13 protein-coding genes are annotated in these 18847 nt (G+C 43.9%); 8 read left to right on the forward strand and 5 right to left on the reverse strand.

Features of this window, described 5'->3' with window-relative positions:
• Positions 1 to 6 precede the first annotated feature (6 nt).
• The 4 genes from nifN to G5S32_RS17100 all read left to right on the forward strand — a co-directional run bounded on the left by nifN (position 7) and on the right by G5S32_RS17100 (position 4025).
• Positions 7 to 1413: a nitrogenase iron-molybdenum cofactor biosynthesis protein NifN gene (gene nifN, locus G5S32_RS17085; RefSeq protein WP_165313374.1), complete on the forward strand. Its 1407-nt coding sequence runs from the start codon at positions 7 to 9 to the stop codon at positions 1411 to 1413.
• Complete coding sequence (locus G5S32_RS17090; protein ID WP_165313375.1) at positions 1410 to 1892, forward strand: NifB/NifX family molybdenum-iron cluster-binding protein; 483 nt, start codon at positions 1410 to 1412, stop codon at positions 1890 to 1892. The genes nifN and G5S32_RS17090 overlap by 4 nt, the downstream gene beginning before the upstream one ends.
• Before the next feature lie 79 nt (positions 1893 to 1971).
• Positions 1972 to 2262, forward strand: a complete 291-nt coding sequence (gene fdxB, locus G5S32_RS17095) for a ferredoxin III, nif-specific (protein ID WP_165313376.1) — start codon at positions 1972 to 1974, stop codon at positions 2260 to 2262.
• A 464-nt stretch (positions 2263 to 2726) separates the two neighbouring features.
• Positions 2727 to 4025, forward strand: coding sequence for an HD-GYP domain-containing protein (locus tag G5S32_RS17100; protein WP_165313377.1), 1299 nt, complete (start codon positions 2727 to 2729; stop codon positions 4023 to 4025).
• 243 nt (positions 4026 to 4268) lie between these two features.
• Here the strand turns inward: G5S32_RS17100 and G5S32_RS17105 are convergent, their stop codons facing one another.
• Positions 4269 to 4898: a DUF2057 family protein gene (locus G5S32_RS17105; RefSeq protein WP_165313378.1), complete on the reverse strand. Its 630-nt coding sequence runs from the start codon at positions 4896 to 4898 to the stop codon at positions 4269 to 4271.
• Positions 4899 to 5205: 307 nt separating this feature from the next.
• Between G5S32_RS17105 and G5S32_RS17110 the strand changes: the two genes are divergently transcribed.
• Complete coding sequence (locus G5S32_RS17110) at positions 5206 to 5940, forward strand: IclR family transcriptional regulator (protein ID WP_165313379.1); 735 nt, start codon at positions 5206 to 5208, stop codon at positions 5938 to 5940.
• 5 nt (positions 5941 to 5945) lie between these two features.
• Positions 5946 to 6782, forward strand: coding sequence for an arginase family protein (locus tag G5S32_RS17115; RefSeq protein ID WP_165313380.1), 837 nt, complete (start codon positions 5946 to 5948; stop codon positions 6780 to 6782).
• 125 nt (positions 6783 to 6907) lie between these two features.
• Here the strand turns inward: G5S32_RS17115 and fdhF are convergent, their stop codons facing one another.
• Positions 6908 to 11044 (reverse strand): formate dehydrogenase subunit alpha, encoded by a 4137-nt coding sequence (fdhF, locus tag G5S32_RS17120; RefSeq protein WP_165313381.1) that lies wholly within the window; start codon positions 11042 to 11044, stop codon positions 6908 to 6910.
• A 334-nt stretch (positions 11045 to 11378) separates the two neighbouring features.
• Here fdhF and G5S32_RS17125 point away from each other — a divergent pair, with 334 nt between their 5' ends.
• Positions 11379 to 13253 (forward strand): PhoX family protein, encoded by a 1875-nt coding sequence (locus G5S32_RS17125; protein WP_165313382.1) that lies wholly within the window; start codon positions 11379 to 11381, stop codon positions 13251 to 13253.
• Between the two features lie 102 nt (positions 13254 to 13355).
• On the opposite strand, the gene G5S32_RS17130 is transcribed toward G5S32_RS17125, so the two are convergent.
• Complete coding sequence (locus G5S32_RS17130) at positions 13356 to 14060, reverse strand: DUF445 domain-containing protein (RefSeq protein ID WP_165313383.1); 705 nt, start codon at positions 14058 to 14060, stop codon at positions 13356 to 13358.
• A 153-nt stretch (positions 14061 to 14213) separates the two neighbouring features.
• On the reverse strand, positions 14214 to 16067 hold the full coding sequence (locus G5S32_RS17135; RefSeq protein ID WP_165313384.1) for an ABC transporter ATP-binding protein: 1854 nt from the start codon (positions 16065 to 16067) through the stop codon (positions 14214 to 14216).
• A 482-nt stretch (positions 16068 to 16549) separates the two neighbouring features.
• On the opposite strand from G5S32_RS17135, the gene G5S32_RS17140 reads away from it, so the two are divergent.
• Positions 16550 to 17527: an arginine deiminase-related protein gene (locus G5S32_RS17140; protein ID WP_165313385.1), complete on the forward strand. Its 978-nt coding sequence runs from the start codon at positions 16550 to 16552 to the stop codon at positions 17525 to 17527.
• 16 nt (positions 17528 to 17543) lie between these two features.
• Here G5S32_RS17140 and G5S32_RS17145 read toward each other — a convergent pair whose 3' ends face one another.
• Positions 17544 to 18677, reverse strand: coding sequence for an HD domain-containing phosphohydrolase (locus G5S32_RS17145; protein WP_207621656.1), 1134 nt, complete (start codon positions 18675 to 18677; stop codon positions 17544 to 17546).
• Positions 18678 to 18847 lie beyond the last annotated feature (170 nt).

An 18847-nucleotide genomic window follows, 5' to 3' on the forward strand; every position in this document is an offset into this window, starting at 1 on the left:
ATTCAAATGGTGACTGAAAGAAATGCGAAAGTAAGAAAAGTGAATTCTCCTTTGGTTTCTCAGCCTTTGAAAACCAGCCCTGCAACGGGGGCAACTCTGGCGTCACTCGGTTTTCATCGTTCTATTCCGTTAATGCACGGCGCCCAGGGATGCAGTGCATTTGCCAAAGTTTATTTGATTCAGCATTTGCGCGAGCCCATCCCTCTGCAAAATACCGCTATTGACCAAGTCTCAGCGGTGATGGGCGGAGATGAGAACCTCAGCGAAGCTTTGCAACTGCTGTGTGAAAAACAAAGCCCAGAGCTTATTGCAGTAATGACGACAGGTCTGACAGAGATGCAAGGCTGTGATCTGTTTCGGGTGATCGCAGATTTCAAGCATAATCATCCGCAGTTTGCTAATACTCGTATTGTCTCAATGACCACTCCTGATTTTGTTGGCTCAATGCAAACAGGTTTTTGCGAAGCTGTTCGCAGCGTAGTGAAGCAGCTTGTTCAGCCTCCTACCTTGCGTCCTCGTCAGCGTCAACAGGTCAATGTGCTTTGTTCATTAGGGATGACTGCAGCAGACATTGAAACCATCAAGCAATATGTCGAAGCGTTTGGGCTTGATGCGGTTGTCGTACCCGATTTATCACTGTCACTGGATGGACACTTGGATGAAGCAGAATACAACGCAACCAGTACTGGTGGTACGTCAGTGATGGAAGTGGAATTGATGTCTGACAGCATCATGACTTTGGTTCTGGGCGATGGTCTGCTTGATCTTGCCCAATGGCTCAAGCAGCGTTTTGATATTCCTTATCAGTCGTTTGGTATGGGTATGAACATGGATGTGGTGGATGACCTCGTGATGACCTTATCCCGCATCAGTGGACACGATGTACCGAGTTGGATGACTCGAGCCAGACAACGGGTGCAAGATGCAATGTTAGATACTCATTTTCTGCTCAGTCGAGAAGAGTATGTGATTGCGCTAGAACCCGACCTTGCCAAAGGTTACGCCGAACTGCTTCTCTCCGTTGGTGGTCGAATTTCTCAACTGATCACCACAATTGATGCGCCTTATCTATCGGATATCGATGCGGATGACATTGTTATAGGCGATCTCTCTGCGATTGATCTGAACAACTCACATCTGAAAGCGGTGATCAGTAACACTCACGCTGCACAAATGTGTGAGCCACAAGTTCCTGTTTTGCGTGCTGGTTATCCTTGCCACGATCAGTACGGAAACATGGACATACGTCAGTTTGGCTATGAGGGAATTCGTGAGCGCCTGTTTGCATTAGCCAATTTGCTATTACGTAATCACAAAGATGAAGTCCCTGTTCATATCAGCGCTTACCGCTTTGAAGCTCATGAAGTATTGCAAAACGAGATGGCTGGATTTGATTCCAAGGAGGCGCGATGAGCATAAACAAACGCAGATTACACGTCGAACCGAGCCCAGATGCCAGTAGCTTCAAAGTGAAAGTCGCCTTTGCGACCCATGATAGACAGACCGTTGATCAACACTTTGGCAGTTCGTTGGGTATGTTGATCTATGGCATCTGCGAACAAGACTGGCATTTGATTGAAGCCATTGAATATTCAGTATCGGATCGTGTTCACGACAAACTACCAAGCCGAATCAATGATCTTGCGGATTGTTCTGCGGTGTTTTGTAACGCATGTGGGGCAGCTGCGATAAGGCAGCTTATTGAGCAGAGTATCCAGCCAATCAAAGTGCATCAGGGGTACGACATTCATCAGCTCTTGTCGGAAATGCAACAAGAATTGCAGCAAGGACCATCGGGCTGGCTGGCTAGGGCAATGAAACAGCGTGAAGAAGCGCAAACACTTGAGAGCAGTCAGCAGCGTTTATCCCAACTGATGGATGAAGAGTGGTAACGGTACTGAAGATGAGATAACTACGCTGGTGATATAAGCCATTAACAAGAATGTTTAAATATCAACAAGGAAGAGAACAGTGAGCAATAGAGTAGGTTATACCCAAGGCGGTGATGAATGGGTGCCGCAATTCATTCAGGCTATCGACAAACAAAACTGTATCGGCTGCGGGCGCTGTTACAAGGTCTGCTCAAGAGATGTGTTTGATTTGGTTGAAAACGAAGATACTGATGAAGACGATGATTACATGGATGATGATGAAGTGATGATGGTCATGACGCTTAAAAACGCTATGGATTGTATTGGCTGTGTAGCGTGTTCTAAAGTGTGTCCGAAAAACTGTCAGAGTTTTGCTCCTGCGAGTGCTTGAACACTGGTTAGGATTTACCATTCTAGATAAAAATATGATCAGACTGAGCATCGGTAGAACAGCGAATAGGCGTCAAACGCAAACACGCATTTATTCGTCCCTGAAGCTCCGCCGAGCCATCCATGGCTCGGAGGGTTTGCTTATCGACGCCCATTCACTGATCAGGAAATTTTCCAGAATGGTATTAAACGTTCATGGTATCTATCGAGGGTGAGGTTTTATCCTTACCCTTGATTCTTTCAATGATGTCGATTGGAGTTGTTGAATAATATGCACCAAGTTGGGTTTGTGTCACGAATTCAAATTTGAGAAGTTTTCAAATCTAACAATATGTTGTTCATGAAAAATACGTGTCACATTTTTTAAGCGTTCAGTCGATAACCCTAAATATAAAAGGGACAAAAGTATGACATTGAATTATATTTTCTAGCCTTATAGTTTGGGTGAGATGTGTAGTCGTTCATATGGATATGGCAAATGAAGATGCAAGAGTAAACTTGCGTCAGGCGTTGTTAGGTATCGCACAAGCATTAGATGCGGTGGAATTTGAATCCCTATACCACGGTTACAATGTTGCTTACATCGCTTACCGATGTGCAACTTTTATGGGTTGGGATGAAGAACAAGCGCAGTTGGCGTTTTCAATCGGTTTGATGCACGACTGCGGAGGCACACAATCCAGCAATCTTTTACCACTATTTCCACATTGCTTAACAGGCAGTTTTTCTCGTCATTGTGAAAAAGGATATTTGCTACTCAAAGAGTGTCAGCCATTGTCCTGCTTTGCGACCCCTATTTTGTATCACCACACACCTTGGCAAGAGCTCAAAGATCTGCCGATATCAGAAACAGATAAACAACTGGCATCACTGACGTTTTTGGCTAACCGATTAGATCACCTTCATCGCCAAAACAAGAAAGATAGATTTGGAAATTTGTCTGCGACAGTAAAGAAAGCCATCTGTGATGAGCTGGTGAATCACGCTGATACTGTGTTCGATCCCAATATGGTTCAGCATATGACTGAGCTGGTGGATAAAGACGATTTCTGGTTTTCCATGAAACCGAGATACATTGAAGAAATGTATTTTCGAATGGAGCCTGTACCGTTTTTTTCTGCACGAATTGACCTTGATGGCACTATTGCAATTGCAGAGTTTTTCGCAAAAATCGTCGATGCTAAAAGCTCATTTACGTTTCAGCACTCACTCAAAGTTGCTGAGCTTGCTCAGTTCATTTCAAAGCAGCTTGGATACTCGCCAAAAGTGCAGAAAATGCTTTATCTGTCAGGCTTAGTCCACGATATAGGCAAACTTTATACTCCTGATTCAGTGTTGCACAAAGCTGGCAAACTAACGTCTGAAGAGTACACCTGCATCAAGAGCCATGCCACGGATACGCGTTTTATCCTACAAGGTATTTTTCGCTCTCAACGTATTTTAGAGTGGGCATCCAACCATCATGAACGTTTGGATGGTTCTGGCTATCCCCTTGGTAAAATGGCGCATGAATTAGATAGGCCAAGTCGCATTATCGCGGTTTCCGACGTCTTCCAAGCATTAACTCAGTCACGACCATATCGAGCAGGAATGCCATTGGATGAAGTTTTAGAAATTGTTCATTCACTGGTTGAAAACAATCAGCTTGATAGAGAAATTTTTGAATGCTTAAAACGTCATTCGCATGAATGTTATCAGTTGTCTACTGGGGAAAATTCTGAAGGTTTGGATTATGTGGAAGTCTTAACAGTTGGTAGAAACTGATCAAGCTTTCGTTTAACAGCTTGATTCTCTCTAAGTACATTGCGATGAGGTGTTTGTATCGAGCGACTTATAATGGAATCAGTGAAATTCACATGTTGGCTCAAACTAGACTTTATCGAGGGAAAATATCTCTTAAAGAGGTGATGACAGTTATGTCTAATGAGGTGAGCTGTGGGCTCCTGGACAGCACAGTGTTTGATGCAAATTACGAGCTCTCCATTCAAGAGAGCCCGGTAGACTCCTTTACTGGGCGTTAATATACGCTTTAAAGCGAGCTTTGGTTGGTTCGTCCGCTTTGTTATACCAGAAATGTAGCATTTCTTCGGCTGTCGAATCTGCAGCCATCTGCTGTGAACTTAGACTGTTGGTGGTGACGGAAGTGTCGGCAATCGAAGCCACGGCGCCTGTTCGGTTGTAGTCTGTTGTTTCTTGATAGAAATTACGACCAATTTGCATGCCTGATTTGATTAAACGATCTTGGTCAATCTTGACGACTACGCCACCATTATCCATTAATGACCATTCGAATGACTTGATATTGTCCTGTGCTACTTTAGCATCACGATATTCAGGCAATGAGAAGGTCAGTTTTCTATCCTGAGTCGTAAACTTAGCAATCACGACATCGCTCGTAACACTCACTCGGTCATTTCCCTCACTAAAATAGGGCTCGAATCGGAAGACAATTTGATTCTGCCCATCTTCCAATTCAAGGCTTTTTGTTGATGAAAATACGCTGCCAGACGTTTTTGGTTTTTCACCATTTACAACTAATAAATCAATTGAGCTAGGAATTTCGATCGTCACTTTAGCCGCTGCTGAAGCACTCAATGCGATAGCGAAAATATAGGAGATCGGTTTGATTACTTTCATTTTGTTTTTCCTTGAAGCCAATTTGCAGAAATACGCAAGCTACTTGGAGTCTCAGACGGTCAATTTGCTCGATACATAATTGGCGTCACTGCACTTTCAAATAGGAAGGTTATAGAGGTTGCCGACAGATGGCATTAATTGCAAGTTGTCATCTGTGCGTTACACCAAAATTGCGATTAAGGCTAAATTTGCTTTTATTTTGCAACATTCTCACTAGATGAGAATGTAATGCTTTAATTTGAGTTAGATTCTCGATATATAAGAATCAGAGTTTGAGGCGTTTACATATAAAGGCTAAAACAGTCCCATGAATGAATTAAAACTGTCTTCCAATCAGGTAAACGAAAAGTCACTGCAGTTGTTGATGCAAGTGGCGGTAAATAGTGAACCTGTTTCAGCAAAAACGCTGAGTGAACAATTACAAGTCCCTTTGAGTAGTCTTTATCGACATTTAAAGTTGTTAAAAGAGTGGAGTTTGATTGAGGAAAGTCCGTATGACAAAACCTTGATCATCGGTCCGGCGGCGTTACTGTTAATGCACAGTTATGAGACCAGTCAGCACAACTTAGATGAAGTGGATGCGGTACTTACTCGATTACAAAAACAGACAGGTGAAATGGCTGCATTCATGGTGCCAGTAGGTTATCGCGCACTGTGTGTCATCCAGAAAGAAAGTATGCAGGCGCTTCGATGCAGCTTCGTCCAGGGTCAAAGTCAACCCCTGCTTCGTGGCGCCTCATCCAAAACGATGCTGGCTTTTATGCCAACTCAGCGTTGTGAAAAAATATTGCGATACTTCGGGCAAGAAGAGCAATTGGATAAGTGGCAAGTTGAGTTGGAAAAAATACGGCAACGAGGATATGCCGTGAGTACTTCTGAGATTGATCCGGGAGTTTCAGGGATCAGTGCTCCGGTGATGAAAGGAAGCAAATTGATTGGCGCGATTACGGTTATGGCTCCGGCTCATCGCGTAGATGCTAATAAACAGCGAATCATTTTGCATGTGTTACAGGCCGCTCGCGCGCTGCCACCAGAGAGGTAATCATTATGTTGAGTTTATTCAAACGCTATCGTTTGAACCGCAGTGCGGTACATACGATCTCTCCGTTCACTTTCCTAACCGTTTGTGAGCGTGTAAAACCTATGACCCAGGTAGAGTTTGAATTTGCTCAGCAGAGTCTGGAATTATCTTCAGAGTGGCTTTACAAGCAGCAGGCAGATCTTAGCTACAGCGATGCTGGTCATTTCGTCGTTCAAGAGTATGAGGATTCTGGATACCAAGAGTTGCTAAGCCGTAAATTTGCTTTGTGCTCTGTACCGGTAGCTTTAGTAAACTGTCATGAGCTGTTACTCAAAGCGATACCAGTATTAGCGCTGGATAATGAAGGCATTGGTGTAATTCATATTGGTCACGGTTTTGAGTTAAAGCAATCTCTTGAGCCAACACTAGGTTCTGCCTTCCATTTCATGTTGTCGCGTTTTCAAAATACTCGTGCATTTTTCATTGGCGCAGAGGTAAAACGTACGCCAGCTCAGATATTAGAATACGCGGAGGATTTAGGTTGTGATTGGTTAAGCTCTGATGAATGCAGTTTTCGTCATCGCAGTCTACTAAAGAACCAACTTAATCACTTTATGGAACATTGTGATCAGTTGGTGTTGAATATTGACCTTGCATCTTTAGTCCCAAGCTCTGGTTTGTCTGACGACGGAATTTTGGACAACCAAATGGTTTTACGTATTTTGAGACATGCCATTTTGTCTAAAAAAGTGAAATTGGTTCAGTTGGTTGGCTCGAAAGATAAGCTGATCTACTCAAAACAAACCAAAGAGATTGTCGACGAACTCTGTTCTCTGTCTCCAGAGATTATTCACACTGCTTGATTAGTTTCAGATTATATCAAGATGAAAAAAAACCACTCTATTCTTCTGTATACAGGAAAATGAGTGGTTTTTTGTCTTTAGAGCCAGTTAATGGAGGTTGCTTCCCCAACAAGTATAGACACAGATTATTGGTTTATACCTATTTTCTGCATGTCTTTATTCAGTATGGACATCTTCTCTAACCTTACCGCCGAAACCTTAAATTCCGGAATTTTAGCATAAGGGTCCCTCGCTTCAGACGTCAGTCTGTTTGCTGGTGCTTCTGCAAAATGGAACGGAACAAACACAACACCTTGTTGCATTCGTTTAGTCACAAATGCGGGTGCTTCTATGACACCACGACGAGAATGAAGGCGTACCATTTCGCTGTTTTTAATAGCCAATGCTTCTGCATCTTGGACGCTAATCATGATTCGTGGTCCAGCTAGTTTGTCGAGCCCTTTAGTTTTGCGAGTCATGGTACCCGTGTGGAATTGCTCCAGCAAACGTCCTGTGGTCAGAATCAATGGATATTCATCGTCTGGCATTTCTGCGGCATAGACAAAAGGTACTGCCACCATTTCACCTCGGCCGCGTTTAAACGTGTTCTGGTGCATAATACGTGTACCGTTTGGCGCTTGGTCATTACAAGGCCATTGAATACCTTCGTTACTCATTTTATCCCATGCGATACCTGCATATTGAGGGGTTACTTCGCACATCTCCGCATTGATTTGTTCAATGTTTTGATATTGCCAGTTGCCACCCATTGCATTGGCGACTTGAGTGATGATCCACCAGTCCTGTTTTGCTTGTCCTGGTGACTCAATCGCAGGAGAGAGTGCCTGAACACGTCTTTCCGTATTGGTAAAATGCCCGCGCTTCTCTGCAAAAGAGGCAGAAGGCAGCACTACGTCAGCTAGTTCCGCTGTTTCCGATAAGAATATATCCTGAACCACCAGAAAATCGAGGTCTTTCAGTGCTTCAATTACATGAGCTTGGTTTGGATCACTGAGCACAGGGTTTTCCCCCATGACGTACAAACCACGTAGCTCTTTACGGTGCGCCGCATCAATCATTTCTGTCAGGGTTAAACCATTTTCGGTAGAGAGATGGTCTGCTTGCCAAGCTTTGGCGAATTTGGTTTGCACTAGTGGATTGAGTACTTTCTGATAACCCGGGTAATCGGTTGGCAATGCGCCCATGTCGCAAGCGCCTTGAACGTTGGATTGACCGCGGAGTGGGTTGATACCACCGCCTTCAACGCCGATATTGCCACACAGCATTTGTAAGTTGGCTATGGAGCGTACGTTATCGTGACCTGTGGTGTGCTGGGTGATGCCCATCGCGTAATAAACCGCAGTGACTTTGGCTGTACCGATCATCTCTGCCATTCGCTTGATGTCTTGGGCTTTGACGCCTGTGACTAGCTCCACTTTTTCAGGCAAGTAAGCATCAGACATCACTTCCATCACCAAGTCGTCAAAGCCGTCAACACGCTCGCGGATGTATTCTTTGTCATACCAAGCATTTTGGATGATCTGTTGCATCACACCGTTAAGCAGCATTACATCTGTACCCGGACGTTGTTGAATGTGCAGTGTTGCGACATCTGCCATGCCGATACGTTTCGGGTCTGCCACAATCAGTTTCGCACCACGGCTCACGGCTTGTTTGAGGTGAGATGCGATGATTGGGTGCGCAGAAGTGGTATCTGAGCCAATAACAAAAATCACATCTGAATGCTGAATACTGGCGATATCGTTAGTCATAGCACCGCTACCAATCGATGCTTCCAACCCCGTCACTGTTGAAGCATGACAAAGTCGAGCACAGTGATCGACGTTGTTGGTACCAAACTCACGACGAATCAGTTTTTGGAATAGGTAGTTATCTTGGTTAGTGGTTTTCGCTGAAGAGAACCCGCCTAACGCATTGTTACCATGTTTTTGTTTCAGTTCAGTAAAGCGTTTAGCGATCGTTTCAATCGCATTCTCCCAAGAAGTAGGTACTAACTTACCATTTTGACGAATCAGAGGTTGAGTTAGTCGCTCTGGGCTATGAATAAAGTCAAAGCCAAAACGACCTTTCACACATAACATGCCTTGATTGACTGGCGAGCTTTTATCACCTTCCACATAGCGAACTTTGTTGGCTTTTTCATCCACGTACAGCACGACGTTACAACCGACACCGCAATAGGTACAGATGGTTTTAACTGGTTTGAGAATCTCTACTCGTGAATAGGATTTGTCTCGTTTATCTGCCAGAGCACCTGTTGGGCAAACTTGAACACAGGCTCCACACTGCACGCAGTTAGAGCCTCCCATTGATTCACCGTTAGCGAATTGAGGGCGCAACGTGCCTTCTGTAAATTGCAGTACTCCGTGTTGAGTATCTTCTTGGCAAGTTTGTACACACAAGCCACAACTGATACAGCGGTTAGCGTCAAAGACGATAAATTCACTGCTTTTATCTACTGGGAAACGATGTTTATCTGTTGAGATCTCAACGTCTTCGTGAGTGACTTTATATTCACTGGCGTAATCACGCAGATCGCACTGAGTGCTGGCTTGGCAGCCGCATTCTAGGCAGCGTTGAGCTTCCTGCATGGATGCTTCAATACCAGCATCCAGTTCCACTTCGTTAAAGCTGGTTGTTGATTCAGACTCAGGTAAATGCGGGAATTCGATTCTTCGTTTTACGGCTTCTAAGCGATATTCAATCTGTTTTACTCGACTAAGAGACGGCTCTTTTCTGCTACTAAACTGATGAGGTTTAGCTGCAATACCACCAAGCAGTAGTTTCTCTGCAATCGCTTCAGCAGCACGTTTACCGTCAGCGATGGCTTCAATGGCAGTCGCTGGCCCTCGTCTAAAATCACCAATCGAAAATACATTTCGCGCATGGTGTAAGGTTTCTTCGGTTACGTCCGCTGTGCCGCGACGGGTTAGTGGTAGATCAGAATCAGCAAGAATGGCTGTATCTGATTTTTGAGAAATAGCAGAGATGACAGTGTCGAACTTCATTTCCACCACTTCTCCTGTTGGAATCGGTTGTCTACGACCAGAGGTGTCAGGTTGACCCAACATCATTTTCTCAAGTCTTACTGCTCGCACATGACCATTTTTATCGGCGAGGTTTTCAATAGGATTGGCGAGAAACTGGAAAGCCACGCCTTCGTTTTGGGCTTCTTCTATTTCATATTCTTCCGCTGGCATCTCTGCCATGGTACGACGATAAATCAGGGTTACTTTAGCGCCGAGCCGCAGTGCTGTTCGCGCACAGTCGATAGCGGTGTTACCGCCACCAATAATCGCAACACGTTTTCCTGTTGTTAATTTGCGCTCGATTGCTGCATCTTTTAGGTAATCTACCCCCAAATAGCATCCACCTAAGTTACTACCAGGATAGTCACTACTTACTGCAAGGCTGGCCCCAATCGCTAGACAAACGGCGTCATAATCGTCTTCCAGTTGAGCGAGGGTGTAATTTTCGCCAATCTTCTGATTGCAATGAATCTGCAGACCAGTCTGAGTAAGTAGCTCAATTTCTTTGTCGAGCACATCTTTTGGTAACCGGTACTCGGGAATACCGTAACGTAACCAGCCGCCTGCTTTGGGCATCTCTTCATAGACGGTTGTTGAAAAGCCCAATAAGCTCAGATAGTAGCCACAGGCTAATCCTCCGGGACCTGCACCGACAATCGCCACTTTCTTACCATTATTTGGTTGAATGTCTGCCTGATAAGGTTCTGCATCTAGATCAATGTCTGCTGCGTGGCGTTTTAAATGACGTATGGCGATAGGCTCATCAACCACACTGCGACGGCATTCTGATTCACAAAAAGCAGGACATACACGGCCAATAGATGCAGGAAGCGGTAAGTGCTTTTTAATGACTTCGATGGCTTTTTGTGGTTCGCCTTTAGCGATGTGGTGTAAATACGTCTGAATGTCCACATGGGCAGGACAAGCTATCTGGCATGGTGCTTCACAGTCTGCATTATGGTCAGACAAAATTCGTTTTAGTGCTTGATGGCGCTGTGTTTTCAGAGAATCTGTATGCGTTTTAATGCACATGTTTGGCGTGAGTTCTTGCTCACACGAGCGCACTGTACCTAGTCCGTCGATTTCTACGACGCATAATCCACAAGGTTGTTTGTTGTGTTGATGACTGGCAGCGCAAAGACTAGGGATGTCTATCCCTTTAGATTTCATGAATTGAAATACAGTGCTTCCTGCCTCATAGGCGTAGGAAACCCCGTCAATAACCACGTTCATAGTGACCTCTTAATACCCTTTTGGGGAGGTTAGGTTTTGGGTTCTGATTATATTGTTTCGTTTTGTCCGTTTAACTCTGGTTTACACATAAGAGTTCCTACTAATAAATTCAGTAATGTGAGTAGGAAATAACGGCAATAAAATTGTGGTTACTGTTATTGAGTATAAGGAAAATAAAGGAAATGTGAACGGGCGTGGTTCTCAAATTTAGTTGCTCCTGTCATAGCTTAGAAACATATCGTTCACCTTTTAGTCACATTTGAAAGCTAAGCTCCTGAATCTTAGAAATCTAAGTTGCAATGAAGCAGTAACTATTAAAGTCAAGGAGTCTCCAATGTGGAATCGTGATGAGCAAGATTCTCAGTTCAGTGAAATGATCGAAGCGAGATTGTCTCGCCGTGGTTTCCTAACTGGAACAGCAGCAGTGAGTGCAGGTGCATTTTTGGCGCTTAACCCAGTGGCTAAAGCTGTAGCAGCTAAACCTACATCGTCGTTGTTAAAATTTGAACCAGTACCAGCATCAACCGCTGATACGGTAGTGGTGCCAAAAGGCTATAAAGCTACTCCACTTATCTCATGGGGCGATCCAATTTTCGCTAACGCACCAGAATTTGACCCAAGTGGTAAGCAGCAATCAGCGGCTCAAGCACTTCAGTTTGGAGACAACACCGACGGCATGAGTCTGTTCCCAATCAGCGAAGATCGCGCAGTATTGGCGATCAACAATGAATATACCAACTACGAATATTTGTTTGACCATCAAGGCAAGAACATGACCTCCGACGATGTGCTAAAAGCGCAGGCGGCTGTGGGTAACACGATTGTAGAAATTGTGCGTAAAGATGGTCAGTGGATGATTGACCGTAACGGCAAACGTAACCGCCGTATTACTGCAAATACACAAATGAAGATGACAGGTCCGGCCGCTGGTCATGATCTGTTAAAAACAGCGGCAGATCCTTCAGGCACTATGCCGAAGGGTACGTTTAACAACTGTGCGAACGGTCAAACACCGTGGGGTACATATCTAACGTGCGAAGAGAACTTCAACAGCTTCTTTGGCGCGAATACAGAAGGCAGTGTCAATGCTGATCAGAAACGCTACGGCATTTCAGCAAAGCCAAGTGACTACCAATGGCAAAAGTTTGATGAACGTTTTGACGTGACTAAGAACCCGAACGAGCCAAACCGTCATGGGTGGGTTGTGGAAATTGACCCGAATGATCCAAATTCAACGCCTCTCAAGCGCTCTGCTCTTGGTCGCTTCAAACATGAAAACGCAGCGTTAACCATTAACAAAGACAACCACGTTGTGGTCTATCTGGGTGATGATGAACGTGGTGAACATCTGTACCGCTTTGTATCGAAAAACAAATACCAAAAAGGTAATGATGCAGCAAACCGTGATTTGCTTGAAGAAGGTACCTTGTATGTGGCTCAGTTCGATATGGAAGATAAGGCGCTGAAAGGTCAAGGGCGTTGGTTAGAACTGACGTTTGGCAAGAATGGCTTAACACCAGAAAACGGTTTTAACAGTCAGGCAGAAGTATTGATTTTTGCTCGTCGTGCGGCGACTCAAGTCGGTGCAACAACGATGGACCGCCCAGAGTGGGTTGCCGTTCATCCAAACAATGAATACGTGTTCTGTACATTAACGAACAACAAAAACCGTGGTAAAGAAGGTCAGCCTGTTGGTGGTCCAAACCCGCGTGAGAAAAACAATTACGGACAGATTGTGCGTTGGATGCCAGTCAAAGGCGATCACACAGCTGAGATGTTTGCATGGGATTTATACCTGATTGCAGGTAACCCAACGGTGAATCAGGGTAACTTGTACGCAGGCAGTGAAAACATCAATGCCAACAACATGTTTAACAGCCCAGATGGAATTGGTTTTGATAAAGCTGGTCGTCTGTGGATTCAAACTGACGGTAACTACTCTAATAAAGGTGAGTTTGAAGGGCAGGGTAACAACCAAATGTTGTGTGGTGATCCAATCACTGGCGAAGTACACCGCTTCCTAACCGGTCCAGTGGCCTGTGAAATCACAGGGTTAACCTTCTCTGCCGATCAGAAAACCATGTTTATTGGCGTTCAGCATCCGGGTGAAGAATTGCAAGCATCAAACTTCCCTGCGGGCGGCAACTCCAAACCTCGTTCTACCATCATGATGATTACGCGTGAAGATGGCGGCATTATCGGCGCTTAAAGCATCTGCATTTAAACAAATAGCGAATGTATGAAATAAAAAATCCCAAGAAGCTCAGCTTGCTTGGGATTTTTTAATGATACTTCTGATGCTTCGGGCAACTTATGCGATGAAAGTAGAAATCAATCCAATCACACCACCGAAAATACCGCCCCAAACAACCAGCCATCCTAAGTGTTCTTTGATCATCTTTTGCACCATCTCTTTGACCAGTTGCGGCGTTAACTCGCTCAAGCGTTGGTCGATAATACCCTCAATGTTGGTTTTGATTTCATCAAGCATTGCTGGCGATTCTAGCTGCTCTTTCAGTGCGTTTTTCACCGATTCACTCTGGCTAATTTCCACCATAGATTCTTGCATCTTCTCAACAAATGGCTGTTTCATCGGCTGAAGAGCTTCAGTGCCACCAAACATCGCCAGCATGCCACCAAATTGAGAGTTCGCTATCACATCTACCAGCTTGTCAAAGCTTGGATTGAAATCCACTTTGGCGATGATTGGCGTTAAATCGAGAGGCTGTTTGCCGCTGAGTTCTTGATTAAGGAAACGATCGATATTGGTGTCAGTAAAGAACTGCTCCATCATCAGGGTTTTAATCGCGTTTTTAAATGCTTCAAATCGCGCCGGAATAACACCCGAACCGTATAATCCCGGAACCTTTTCAAACAGCATGTGAATGGCAAGCCAGTTAGTAATTGCGCCTGAAAAAGCGAACAAGCCTGCATACAAAGCGAACTGGTTTTGTGTGGCGTAGCCCACTGCCAGTAGCACGAGTGAGATAATGTTGGTGATAAGACTTTTATTCATGATCGATGAGATTCATTTAGCTAAAACGGAAATTGGCAGAATTTTAAGAGAATTTCATCGAAGTGGAAAGAGAAGAGCCAGCCTATAAGGATTTCGTCTTATGGCTGGCTCTGCTTGATTTGATGTTTCTTAGCATATTTTAGATTAATCTTTTCAGGCAACGTTCTCTTCTTCAAGTTCATCACAGCCGATAAAACCGCCAGTTTGATGCGCCCAGAGATGTGCATAAATGCCATCTTGTTCGATAAGCTCATGGTGCGTGCCTTGCTCAATAATCTTACCATCATCTAAAACTATCAATCTATCCATAGCGGCAATGGTGGACAGGCGATGAGCGATCGCAATAACTGTTTTGCCATCCATTAACTCAAGCAGGCTTTCCTGAATGGCTGCTTCTACCTCTGAGTCTAATGCTGAAGTCGCTTCATCCAACACCAGTAGTGGTGCATCTTTGAGTAATACTCTGGAGATTGCTATACGTTGACGTTGACCACCTGAAAGCTTCACTCCTCGTTCACCCACTTGAGCGTCATAGCCTGTATTGCCATGAGGGTCGTTTAAGTCAGTAATAAACTCGTGAGCGTGTGCCTGTTTGGTCGCTTTTAGCAGATCTGCTTCGGTTGCGTCAGGTCTGCTGTATAGGATGTTATCGCGTATAGAACGGTGCAGTAGTGAAGTATCCTGAGTCACCATGCCAATTGCGCTGCGCAATGAATCTTGAGTAACTTTTGAAATCACCTGACCGTCGATTTTTATCTCACCACTTTCAACATCATGGAAGCGCAAAAGTAGGTTAACCAGAGTGGATTTACCCGCACCTGAACGTCCAACTAAGCCGACTTTCTCTCCGGGTTTGATATGCAGATTCAAGTGGTCAATCACGCCTTTGTTTTCACCATAGTGGAAACTAACGTCGTTAAACTCGATGCCACCTTTGGTCACCACTAGGTCTTTAGCGTCTTTGCTGTCTTGAATATCAATAGGCTTAGAAAGCATTTGCATACCGTCAACCACCGTTCCCATGTTTTCAAACAGACCGCCTACTTCCCACATGATCCACTTCGACATACCGTTAATGCGCAGCGCCAGTGCTATAGCAATGGCAATAGCACCAACGGAAATTGCTCCCTGCATCCACAGATAGATAGACATAGCCGAAATCACAAACACCAGAATGTAGTTAGCTAACTCCACACAAATGTTGAAACCGGTGACCAAACGCATTTGTCGATACACGGTATCAAGGAAGTTACCCATGCCTTCTTCTGCGTATTCAGTTTCCCGTTTACTGTGTGAAAACAGCTTCACTGTCGCGATATTGGTATAGCTATCGACAATACGCCCAGTCATTTGGGAACGAGCATCGGCTTGCTCTGAAGATACGGTTTTAAGTTGCGGTACGAAGTAGAGCTGGATTGAGACATACGCAACCAGCCATATCAGCATTGGCATCATTAAACGCCAGTCTGCCTGAGCCAACATCACCACCATTGCCGTAAAATACACGGCCACGTAAACAAATACGTCGAGCGTTTTCATTACGGTTTCGCGAATCGCCAGAGAAGTCTGCATGACTTTGGTCGCGATACGACCAGAAAACTCATCCTGATAGAAAGAGAGGCTTTGCTTTAGCAAATAGCGGTGAGCCAGCCAGCGTATCGACATTGGATAGTTGCCAAGCATGGTTTGATGAATCACCAGCGAATAAAAGCTAATTAAAATAGGCATCGCAACCAAGATGAGCACAGATAGACCGATCAAGGTGTCTTTGTTATCGGCTAAAAACGTTTCAGGATTGCTCGATGAAAGCCAGTCAACCAATTGCCCCATGAAGCCAAAAAGTGACACTTCAATGATGGCAATCGTAGTACTCATTAACGCCAGTAACATCAGTGGCTTTTCAAACCCTTTTGTGTAGTGCAGGCAGAATGCGAGTAGCGTGTTAGGTGGTCTGTCTGGTTCTTTTTGAGGGAAGGCTTCTGTGAAGCTTTCAAATTTCTTATACATTGAAGATCCTTATAGTTATTAGTTTTCATCTCATTAATCGAAACATCACTGCAGTGTGTGAGCTGCATCTAACCATCACTGAAAGGCAGTTTTCATGGTGATAGAAGATGAATAGCGATGTAGAGGAGATGAGATTCTCGTTACTTACAGTTTAGCCAACTGAATAATATGCAATCGAGTGCTTTACACTCGGCAGTATATCTCTAAACCCAGTCGATTCAGAGTATAAATAATCATCAGTGTAAAACACTGCGGCTCAATAGTGATGCATTCAATAAAATGAATACTTTAAGTTATTACTGCATAAGATGTGCATATATGCATCTGAGATAAAAATTGATCAGTAATATTTACTGAGAATATTCAATAAGGCAGTAAATGATAATGATTGTTTGCCATTGTTAACTTAAATTCAGTGAAAGTTATTATAACAAACTGCTTACAATTCGAAGCATTGCTGAACAAATGGATCTGTTTCAATCATGCTACAACCTAAAAACCATTCACAATTTCATTCCGATGTTGCCCAGAACGCCAACTGCGTAGTTATGGTTCCGCCTAAAGAGTTTAAGTTTAATGCGGAAACAGCACAGGACAACGAGTTTCAAAATCAATCATCCCTGTCCGATGATCAGATCACGCAATCTGTTATGTCTGAGTTTAATGAAATGGTCGCTAAACTACGCCAAGAAGGCGTGCAAGTGGTTGTGTTTGACTATGAGTTGGGTAATGTAGCAACACCTGATGCGGTGTTCCCGAATAACTGGTTTAGTACTACCGAAGATGGCACTTTCTATACCTTCCCAATGGCTTGTACCAACCGCCAGTTTGAAGTTCGCCCAGACGAGTTGATTCAGCAGCTTTCGCTTGCTGGACGTATGGTTACTCAACAAGACTCGCTGGTGGCTTATCAAGAGCAGAATGCCTATCTGGAAAGTACAGGTGTTATGGTGATCGATCATATCAACCGAACCATTTATGCTGCGCTTTCCCAGCGTTGTGACCGAGAAGTGTTGGAAGATTACGCACAACGAATCGGCTACGAGCGGGTAGTTTCATTTCAAACCTCATTGCCATCAGGTCATCCGATTTATCACACCAACGTGATGATGGCGATTGGTGAGAATTTCTGTGTGATTTGCGATGAAGTGATTCCTGAGTACGAACGCCGTTTTGTTGTGAAATCACTGGCGAAAGACAAGCAAGTGATCTCTATTTCTCTCGATCAAATGAATCGTTTCTGCGGCAACATTTTGCAATTAGAAACCGTAAATGGGGACAAGGTTATCGCTATGTCTCAATCTGCTTATGATGCGTTTTCTCCAACGCAGAGAAATCAGCTTTCTAGCCACGGTAAGTTACTGCCTTTCAATGTTGAAACTATTGAAAACATAGGTGGCGGTAGTGTGCGTTGCATGCTGGGCGAAGTGTTCTTGCCAGCGCGAACTCATACTTTATGAAACATAAGCGCGGCGTTTAGTCATCTTTATATCGAGTTACGATATCGCTCGCTTGATCTAAGTTTTTAATCAGTGCGTTCACACATATAGGATCAAGCTTGCCGATTTCGACTAGAACCTCTAGCCCTTTTATTGATTCGTCTATTGGCATTGCTTCTTTGTAAGGCCGTTTGCTGGTTAAAGCATCGAAAATATCGGCTACCGTGACAATTCTTGCTTCTATTGGGATTTCATCTCCAGCTAAACCTTTAGGATAGCCAGTACCATTAATGTATTCATGGTGACAAGCAACAATATTAAGCATTAATTGTGAATCACTAAGGTGGGATAGTTTATAGTCGTCTAAAACCTTAGCAATGATTTGAACGCCTTTATCTACATGCCCTTTCATGATTTCAAACTCTTCTTCTGTTAGTTTTCCAGGTTTGAAGAGTATGCTGTCGGGAATGCCTATTTTGCCAATGTCATGCAGCGGGCTAAACAGATAAAGGTGTTCTATAAATTCATCGCTGAACTGGAATTCCTCAGCAATCTCTTTAGCTATCATACGAGAAAGTAAAGCCATGCGATTAAGATGTCTTCCTGTTTCGAAATCCCTGAGGTGAGCGAAATCACTTGCAGCTTGTGCGGTGGCTAAGAGCGCCTGAACGGTCGATATCTCGCTAGATATGGTTAGAGTAATAAGCTTGGTGAGTAACACTAAATCTCTTTGTGTTTGATCATCAAAATAACCTTCTTCTTCGCTGTCAATAAATATGAAACCGATAAAGTGGTTGTTTGATATCATAGGGATGGTAAGGGAAGAGCGGTATTTTTGTTCCAGTAGCCAGTCAGAATGAGCAGTACCAGTATCTAACTCATCTTCAATCTTATCTATGACTCGGCATTTGCCGCTCTCTTTAAGCTTTTGCAACTGGTAGCTTTTACTCAGCTCATATTCATAGCGGCTAATGGCATGTCCCGTATGGGTGCTGTTGATGAATGTTTTTAGCAGGTCAGTTTTGGGGTCATAGAGTGCACAGGCTATACGACAAACGCCAGGAGAACGTTCTAGAATGCTGTCATGAAGTTCTTTAAGTCGTTCAGTTAATGAATTCTCAATATTGCTTAACGGTACATGTAAGATGCTTGCCATTTCATATCCCCCCACTTTTTAAATCATTTTAGCTAATTATAAATGGCATTTTATGAAGCGTTTCAAAATCTTAACTATTGGGTAAGTTTCGTGAGTTTGAGCACATGCTGTAGTCTGTATCCAAAACAGCAATATTGATTTCATATGTGTTTATAATGGCTCATTCCTTTTAAGCTTGAAGTAAG

The sequence above is a fragment of the Vibrio ziniensis genome (genome assembly GCF_011064285.1).
Lineage (GTDB): Bacteria > Pseudomonadota > Gammaproteobacteria > Enterobacterales > Vibrionaceae > Vibrio > Vibrio ziniensis.